We start from the raw sequence: 8,516 nt of genomic DNA, 5'->3' as shown, positions 1-8,516 counted from the left end.
ACTATTAGGCTACCTATTCATATTACGGAAAAATTAAACAAAATTAAGAAAGCCCAAAGGCAATTATCCCAAAAATTGGGACGTGCGCCTAGTATTTCTGAACTAGCTGACGAATTACAATTAACGCATAAACAGGTGCGGGAGTGTCTAGAAAAAGCACGTTTACCCTTGTCTCTTGATTTGCGTCTAGGTGATAATTATGACATATTTCAGCTAAAGCTTGTCTAAAGTCGCCCTCTTTCACATCGTGGGTGACAACGACAATTTCTGCTAGTTCTTCCTGAAAACCGGTTTGGACGACTGACTCTAAACTCACGCCATATTTACCAAAGCAAGTTCCTAATTTACCGATGACTCCGGGATGGTCTTTGCTGAGGAAACGAGTGTAAAATCGGGTAACAAGTTCAGAAATTGGCGCTATTTGACAGTAATGTTGATGTCTACAAGCTAATAAGGGATTTGCTTTGGGGGTATTAGTTTTCAACGTCGCTACCAGATTTAAAATATCTGAACAAACAGCACTAGCAGTAGCACCAGCACCAGCACCAGGTCCAAAAAACATTACCTGGCCAATGGGTTCACCTTCCACCAAAATGGCATTATAAACACCATTAATACTAGCTAAAGGATGAGTTTGGGGTACTAAGGTAGGATGGACTCTCACTGATAGCTGAGAATTATCACCTGATTTGCCTTTGGCGATCGCCAATAATTTAATCACAAATCCCAATTTAGCAGCATAGGTAATATCGGTTTTACTGACTTGGCGAATGCCTTCACAATAGACATCTTGCAGGTTGATGCGATCACCAAAACCTAAAGATGCCAAAATAGCAATTTTATCAGCCGCATCCAAGCCATCAACATCAGCGGTGGGGTCAGCTTCTGCATAACCTAAACGTTGAGCATCAGCCAAAACATCGTTGAAGTTGCCGCCTTCCGTTTGCATCCGGCTAAGGATGTAGTTAGTTGTACCGTTAACAATGCCAGTGATAGTATGAATCTTATTAACGCTTAAAGACTGTTTGAGGGGTTGAATTACAGGGATACCACCACCAACAGAAGCTTCTAGCATCACATATACCCCAGAAGCATTGGCAGCGGTAAATATTTCTGCCCCAAATCGGGAGATAGCAGCTTTGTTAGCTGTGACTACGTGCTTACCATTTTTAATAGCAGTGAGGATCAGCGATCGCGCTGGTTCTAATCCTCCCATGACTTCCACAATTATATCTATATCTGGATCATTGACAATTGCTTCTAGATCCGTAGTCACTACCCCCGATGGTAGTTCTACATCTCGGTGTTTATCAAGCGATCGCACTCCCACACGATAAATTTCGATTTCCTGCAACAGTGGGTGACGACCTTCCAAGTCCTGCAACAATTGTACAGTCCCCGTTCCCACAGTACCTAATCCTAATATTCCTAGTTTAACACCCACAGATTTTGCGCCCAAACGATATACACAAAACAATTGTAGGCAGGGCATCGCCCCACCTACAAACTTAAAGCTGAGAATTTGGAATTAAATTACTATTGAGCATTGACCACATTAGTAGGTTTCCACGTGCCAGCGGCCTTCTTTTTTCATGCCTTTCTGATAATCACTCCAGTTCACACCTTCCTTAGCAGCAGCAGCGGACAAAGCGGCATCAATACCATCTTCCATACCACGTAAACCGCAGATGTAAGTATGGGTTTTTTCATTTTTAATCAACTGCCACAGTTCATCAGCGTTTTCTGCTACACGGTCTTGGATGTACATTCTGCCACCTTGAGCGTTTTGTTGTTCCCGGCTGATAGCATAGGTCAAACGGAAGTTATCAGGATATTTAGCCTGCATCTCTTCCAATTCTTCCCAATAGAGAATGTTTGCCGTCTTAGGTACACCAAACAGCAACCAAGCAAATCCATTGAATTGATATTCTGGGTTGGCTGCTCTTTCTGCATCTTTAAACATCCGCCACAGATATGCACGCATAGGAGCAATACCTGTCCCTGTAGCTAACATGATTACATTAGTATCAGTGTCTTCAGGTAATAGCATTTCCTTACCCACAGGACCTGTGATTTTTACTTCATCACCGGGTTTAATCTGAGTTAAATAGGTAGAGCAAACACCATAAACTGTTTCGCCACTTGCTGGATCTTTATATTCCAATTGACGAACACACAATGATACAGTCTTGTCGTCTACATCATCACCATGCCGAGTCGAAGCAATAGAATAAAGCCTCAGCTTTTCGGGCTTGCCTTTTTTGTCTATACCAGGGGGAATAATACCAATACTTTGACCTTCTACGTAGTTTAAGTTACTACCTGTCAAGTCAAACTTGATATGCTGAACAATACCAATTCCGCCTTCTTTTACTAACGGCTCATTAGAGATTACCTTACCGATAAAAGGAGCATTAGGACGATAAGTGTTCACAGGAACATCAGCGTGTTTGGCTTTCGCTTGAGTCATCGTGTTACCTTTTTTATCCTTAGATGGTTTAGCGAAACCTTTGGATTCGCTACTGGTACTCACGGGTGCGTCTTTACCAATCTCCTCATTGTTAGCATTTACAGGTGTCACTGGCTCGCTGACTTCTCTGTTAGCACTTTCTACGGCTCCTTGACCATTAACTGGCTGTAGCACCGATATAGGCTGAATGCTAACAATTTTACCGCCTAGACGAGTGATCCTTCGCATTTCTTGATTCATGCGGTTGTAAGGTACTCTGATGAATACACTGCCACTTTTACGAATAGGGTAGTTCGTTTGATCAGATTCTTGATTCTGACGCAGACCCACCACTTCGTATACGAAGACGCGGCTACCTGATTCTATGTTGGCAGCACCCTCAACAGCACCTTGATTGTACATTCGTTCTACCACTCCAATATTTACTTAACCGTTTATCAAAAAAATTCCCATCATATTGTCAGCTTTAAGTTTACCGGATTTTCGTTGCATAAAAGCATAAAACTGACAATGTGAGAAAACAGCATCATGAAAATGATGCCCTGCTCAGTACACTCGGCAAAGACTATATTAGGTATGGTATCCAACACACCTGTTCATCTTCTAAGGTAGATGATAAGTCTTTGACAGAATGTTAATAGTAAATCAATTTAAACTTTTTTTTACTAATTACATACTTATTGCTTCTCCTAATAACATATAATAGTCATTATTTACGCTATAAAACGAAATAATTTATTTAAATTTATTATTTTTCTGATTATACATAGCCTTTAGTAGTTTTCAACAGGCAAATATGTGAGAATTCAGGAGTCGGAAGCCAGGAGCTAGGAAAAAGATCAATATTGCCTGTTTGCTGTTGCCGATTGTCAACTAAAATATGGTTGAATAAGACTGTTACACCATTCAATTGTTTTTAACAGCAACGCCTGTTACAAAATACATCTTTCTGTTAAAATCTAGTATACCACTAGGATTAAATACTTACCAGTCCAGAACTCAGGATAGTAGAAATCAGTAGTTAACAGGACTATGTTGATCACTACCCTGATATGCTGTATTTATGCTGGATAAAAAGAACGCAGGGTTTTACCCTTAGAGTAAAACCTCTAGCTTCAAAAATCTGTTGTGTGAAAAAAATATTGATTTGGTCATCTTTTTAGTATTTAGAGGAGATTTATGACAAGTAAGCCGGAACGCGTGGTATTGATTGGAGTAGCTGGAGACTCTGGGTGCGGTAAGTCTACGTTTTTGCGTCGGTTGATCGACTTATTTGGTGAAGAATTAATGACAGTTATCTGCTTGGATGACTATCATTGCCTTGATCGTAAACAACGCAAAGAAACTGGTATCACTGCACTCGATCCCAGGGCAAACAATTTTGACCTCATGTATGAGCAAATCAAAGCTCTAAAAGAAGGTAATGCCGTTGATAAGCCGATTTATAACCACGAAACCGGCATGATTGATCCTCCAGAACGGATTAAGCCCAACCACATTATAGTAGTTGAGGGGCTGCATCCTCTATATGATGAGCGGGTGAGAGCCTTACTAGACTTCAGTGTTTACTTTGACATCAGTGATGAAGTCAAAATTGCCTGGAAGATTCAACGAGATATGGCGGAACGTGGACACCGCTATGAAGATGTATTAGCCCAAATCAATTCTCGTAAACCTGACTTTGAAAAATTCATTGAACCACAAAGAGAATTTGCGGATGTGGTTTTACAGGTATTACCCACAAACTTGATCAAAAATGATACCGAGCGCAAAGTATTGCGGGTACGGATGTTACAAAAAGAAGGTAAGGAAGGGTTTGATCCAGCATACTTGTTTGATGAAGGTTCAACCATTCAGTGGACTCCTTGTGGACGCAAACTGACCTGTTCTTACCCTGGTATGCAGCTTTACTACGGTTCTGATGTGTACTACGGTCGTTATGTATCTGTTTTAGAAGTAGATGGTCAGTTTGACAACCTGGACGAAGTAATTTACATCGAAAACCATCTGAGCAACACATCTACCAAATACACAGGTGAGATGACTCACTTATTACTGCAACACCGTGAATATCCAGGTTCTAATAATGGAACTGGTTTGTTCCAAGTGTTGACAGGTTTAAAAATGCGTGCTGTTTATGAACAATTGACAGCTAAGGAAGCAAAGTTAGCGGCTCAAGTCTAGAACCAGCAATGTTGTTAAACACAAAAAGGGGTTGCATCTGTGGGTGTACCCCTTTTTTGTTGTGGAGAAAGTAAATTTTTTCCCTGTTCCCTGTTCCCTGTTCCCTGTTCTCTGTGTCAATATGGTTATGATTTGAGAAATGAGTAGCTGAAACTAAAATAACCAAATTTAGTCAGTGAATAAAATTATTCCAGTTATTCCAGGAGGATTTTCCTTTGTCTCGACGCTATTTATTTACCTCCGAGTCTGTAACTGAAGGTCATCCAGATAAAATCTGTGATCAAATCTCTGATACTATTCTGGATGCTTTGTTGACACAGGACCCTAGTAGCCGGGTGGCGGCTGAAGTAGTTGTTAATACTGGATTAGTATTAATTACTGGAGAAATTACCACCAAAGCCAATGTAAATTTTGTCAATCTGGCTCGTAAAAAAATCGCGGAAATTGGTTATACTGACGCAGTTAACGGCTTTTCTGCCAATAGTGCCAGTGTACTCGTAGCTTTGGATGAGCAGTCACCGGATATTGCCCAAGGTGTAAATACTGCCCACGAAACCCGTAGTGCTGATAGTGAAGAACTATTTGATAAAATTGGTGCTGGTGATCAAGGTATCATGTTCGGTTTTGCTTGTAACGAAACACCAGAATTGATGCCTTTACCCATTAGTTTAGCTCATCGCATTGCCCGAAGATTGGCAGCAGTGCGGAAAACTGGAGATTTGCCATACTTGCGACCTGATGGTAAAACCCAAGTTACCGTAGTTTATGAAGATGGTAAACCTGTAGGTATTGATACAATCTTAATTTCCACCCAGCATACACCTAATATTGGGGATATTACGGATGATGCGGCGGTGCAAGCTAAGATTAAAGAAGACCTGTGGACTGCGGTAGTCATGCCTGTGTTTGGCGATATTGCAGTTAAACCAACTGAGGATACACGGTTTTTAGTCAATCCCACTGGTAAATTTGTGATTGGTGGACCTCAAGGAGATTCTGGACTGACAGGACGGAAAATCATTGTTGATACCTACGGTGGTTATTCCCGACATGGTGGTGGTGCTTTCTCTGGTAAAGACCCCACAAAGGTAGACCGTTCTGCGGCTTATGCGGCTCGTTATGCGGCGAAAAATATTGTGGCTGCGGGTTTAGCTGAAAAATGCGAAGTCCAGTTAAGTTATGCTATTGGTGTAGCCAGACCTGTAAGTATTTTTGTGGATACCTTTGGCACTGGTAAGGTTGATGATGAAATCTTACTGCAATTAGTCAAAGATAACTTTGAACTGCGTCCAGCAGGAATTATCCACACTTTCAATTTACGCAACTTACCTAGTGAAAGAGGCGGACGTTTTTATCAGGACGTTGCAGCTTATGGTCACTTGGGACGTTCTGATTTAGATTTACCTTGGGAACGGACTGATAAGGTAGAGGTTTTGAAGCAGGCGGCGAATAAGTATCTTTCTGAAGCGATCGCACCTGCATTAACTTAGAACGATCAAACCCAGATACCCACTTTCTTTAAGAAAGCGGGTATCCTATTTGCATCTATTACTTAGGGTTTGCTGAGAAAGTCTTTCCGTGAGGGCATAGGAGTCAGGAGTCAGGAGTCAGGAGTCAGGAGGAGATTTGAAAATTTCTTTGCCATCTCTTGAAATCCCAAAAAATGCACACTTTTTCCGGTATACCCTTCAAAACCCTTGCACTAATTTCTGTGTTTATCAGCCTCTAACCTTTGATATATCAAGGTTTTAGGTTTATTCAGCAAACCCTACTTAATTACCCTTAACAACGTCATCCCAATCAGGAATTTCTGCATTTTCTCCACCTACACCAATGGCAGTATTATAGATTTCTGCATCAGTAATGGTGAGATTATTCATTGATGCTTGATAGACGTTGGAATCATTAATAATCGCATTGGTGAGATTTGCATTATTAAGATTCGCTTGTTTTAAATTGACATTAGTAACAAAAGCAGATGTTAAATTTGCACCTGTTAAATTTGCCCCTGTTAAGTCTGCACCTTCGAGGTTGGCTTCTTGTAAGTTAGCACCCCGGAGGTTTGCTCCTCGTAAGTCTGCACCAATTAAATGAGCGCCTCTGAGGTTAACTCCTGAGAGTTGACATTTAGGACATTCCCCAGTGGATAAAAGTTTTTGTAGGTCTTGGGTATTTCCTGCTTGTACTGAGTTAACAAAAAACAGGGGAGCGGCTAAGGCTATAGCGGCTAATAGCTGGCGTTTCATAATATTCCCCCTTCCTTTTAGATAATATTACCCGTTCATTTTCCTCACAACTTTATTATCTCACTAAATGGCTCAAGAATGTTGATTTATCTCACAAATTAGATGTGATGTTTTAACCGTTGGCGAGTAATGCTATAACTATGACTGGGGTTAGGTCTTAGCTATTTCTAAATACTGAATTTTGGAAAATTGCTAATGTTAAGCTAATGTTAAATTTTGTGTTAAATATTTTTAACTTGTATCATTGAGCATAGTTTTGTTGTAGAAGTAAATGAGTATTGTTTACTATTAATAAATAGGTGGTTTTAGCCAAGAAATTCGCGCATATACTCTATGACTAATTCTGGCTGTTCTTGTTGTACCCAATGACCAGAATTAGGAATATATTTGATTTGTAAGTTTCTGACGTATTCTTGTGTACCATAGGTAAGTTCTTTACCTAGTGCGGTGTCATGTTCTCCCCAAATCATCAGGGTAGGAACTTCCAGAATACTCCAATGTTTGTGGAGGATACCCTGTTGAAAAATGTTACGGTAATAGTTCAACATGGCTGTCATTGCACCTCGTTTTGCGGATGCGTCTTTATAGGCTTCAATGTCTGCTTTTGTGAAGGCATTTTTATTAAAAGCTGTACCTTGAATAGCTTTGGCTATAGCTTCGTAGTCTGAAGCTTGCAGGATTAGTTCAGGAAGCAACGGCAGTTGAAATAAGAAAATATAATAACTGCGTAATAATTGTTGGGGTGTGCTTAAACCTTGAGCAAATTTGGCGGGATGGGGGAGGTTGAGTATGATTAATTTTTCTACCATGTCAGGGTGAGCGTAGGCAAAATTCCAAGCGATCGCACCACCCCAATCATGAGCGACTAAAATACAACTTTCATATCCTAAACCTTTGATTACTCCTTTTATGTCTTTAACAAATTCATCCATCACATAAGCAGACTGCGATTGAGGTTTATCACTATCGTTATAACCACGCAAATCAAGAGCAACAACGTGGTAATCTTGAGAAAATGGGGGTATTTGATGCCGCCACGAGTACCAAAATTCTGGAAAACCATGCAACATTAACATTAACGGTCCGTCCCCTTGGGTGACATAATGTAATTTGATGCCATTGGTGGTGATATAAGCGTGTGTCCAGGAATTTTCGATGATAGACATAACATTTGATAGATTCAAAACTTCTGTAATTTTCATTAAGAGCAATTATACAAAGTATTTTTCGTGAGAACATCTATAAAAAGTTAGGTTGTCAATGAGTAGAGTAAAAATACGAGGTGTCTGGTGAACGAAAACTGATAGTCAGGTTCTCAAGTCAAGAAAAAACATTGCGGCAGCGATGGAATTTTGAGCGGTAAAGATTGGAAAAACATTTAAGAAAGATTTTTAAGGTATAACTTCAGTGATGAAATTAGAAACAAAACAAACAATTGAGATTCTCAAGCAAGATTTACCGACCTTATTTGAGCAGGATATTTCTTATGATAAGCTGTTGTGCAGCTAGATTGTATAATAGGGAATTAAGTAACTAAGCGATCGCTTCTGAATTATGCCAGCAAAAAACCATCTGTCTCAAGAACAGAGAGAAAAGCTCTTAAAACACCTAAAAGA

Annotated in this window: 5 protein-coding genes and 2 pseudogenes; 3 read left to right on the top strand and 4 right to left on the bottom strand. The window is 40.1% G+C overall.

Annotated elements, in window-relative coordinates; translation table 11 throughout:
* Positions 1-204: pseudogene (locus FFR48_RS22365) on the top strand (sigma-70 domain-containing protein); the annotation flags it as partial.
* 1 nt (position 205) lies between these two features.
* On the opposite strand, the pseudogene FFR48_RS22360 reads toward FFR48_RS22365, so the two are convergent.
* Both FFR48_RS22360 and cpcD/petH read right to left on the bottom strand, forming a co-directional pair.
* Positions 206-1,444: pseudogene (locus tag FFR48_RS22360) on the bottom strand (homoserine dehydrogenase); the annotation flags it as partial.
* Between the two features lie 111 nt (positions 1,445-1,555).
* Positions 1,556-2,872, bottom strand: coding sequence for a bifunctional rod-capping linker CpcD/ferredoxin--NADP reductase PetH (gene cpcD/petH / locus FFR48_RS22355; protein ID WP_137668884.1), 1,317 nt, complete (start codon positions 2,870-2,872; stop codon positions 1,556-1,558).
* Positions 2,873-3,649: 777 nt separating this feature from the next.
* Between cpcD/petH and FFR48_RS22350 the strand changes: the two genes are divergently transcribed.
* Together FFR48_RS22350 and metK are read left to right on the top strand one after the other, a co-directional pair.
* Positions 3,650-4,654 (top strand): phosphoribulokinase, encoded by a 1,005-nt coding sequence (locus FFR48_RS22350; RefSeq protein WP_096565751.1) that lies wholly within the window; start codon positions 3,650-3,652, stop codon positions 4,652-4,654.
* 215 nt (positions 4,655-4,869) lie between these two features.
* On the top strand, positions 4,870-6,144 hold the full coding sequence (metK, locus tag FFR48_RS22345) for a methionine adenosyltransferase (protein WP_137668883.1): 1,275 nt from the start codon (positions 4,870-4,872) through the stop codon (positions 6,142-6,144).
* Between the two features lie 282 nt (positions 6,145-6,426).
* Here metK and FFR48_RS22340 read toward each other — a convergent pair whose 3' ends face one another.
* Together FFR48_RS22340 and FFR48_RS22335 are read right to left on the bottom strand one after the other, a co-directional pair.
* A complete protein-coding gene (locus FFR48_RS22340; protein ID WP_137668882.1) occupies positions 6,427-6,900 on the bottom strand; it encodes a pentapeptide repeat-containing protein in 474 nt (157 codons plus the stop codon).
* 305 nt (positions 6,901-7,205) lie between these two features.
* The gene (locus FFR48_RS22335) at positions 7,206-8,066 is read right to left on the bottom strand and encodes an alpha/beta fold hydrolase (protein WP_137668881.1); all 861 of its coding nucleotides are present in this window, start codon (positions 8,064-8,066) and stop codon (positions 7,206-7,208) included.
* Positions 8,067-8,516: the final 450 nt, after the last annotated feature.

It is taken from the genome of Sphaerospermopsis reniformis (genome assembly GCF_005402885.1).
GTDB classification, from domain to species: domain Bacteria; phylum Cyanobacteriota; class Cyanobacteriia; order Cyanobacteriales; family Nostocaceae; genus Sphaerospermopsis; species Sphaerospermopsis kisseleviana.
This window is presented reverse-complemented; position numbering and strand designations above follow the sequence as displayed.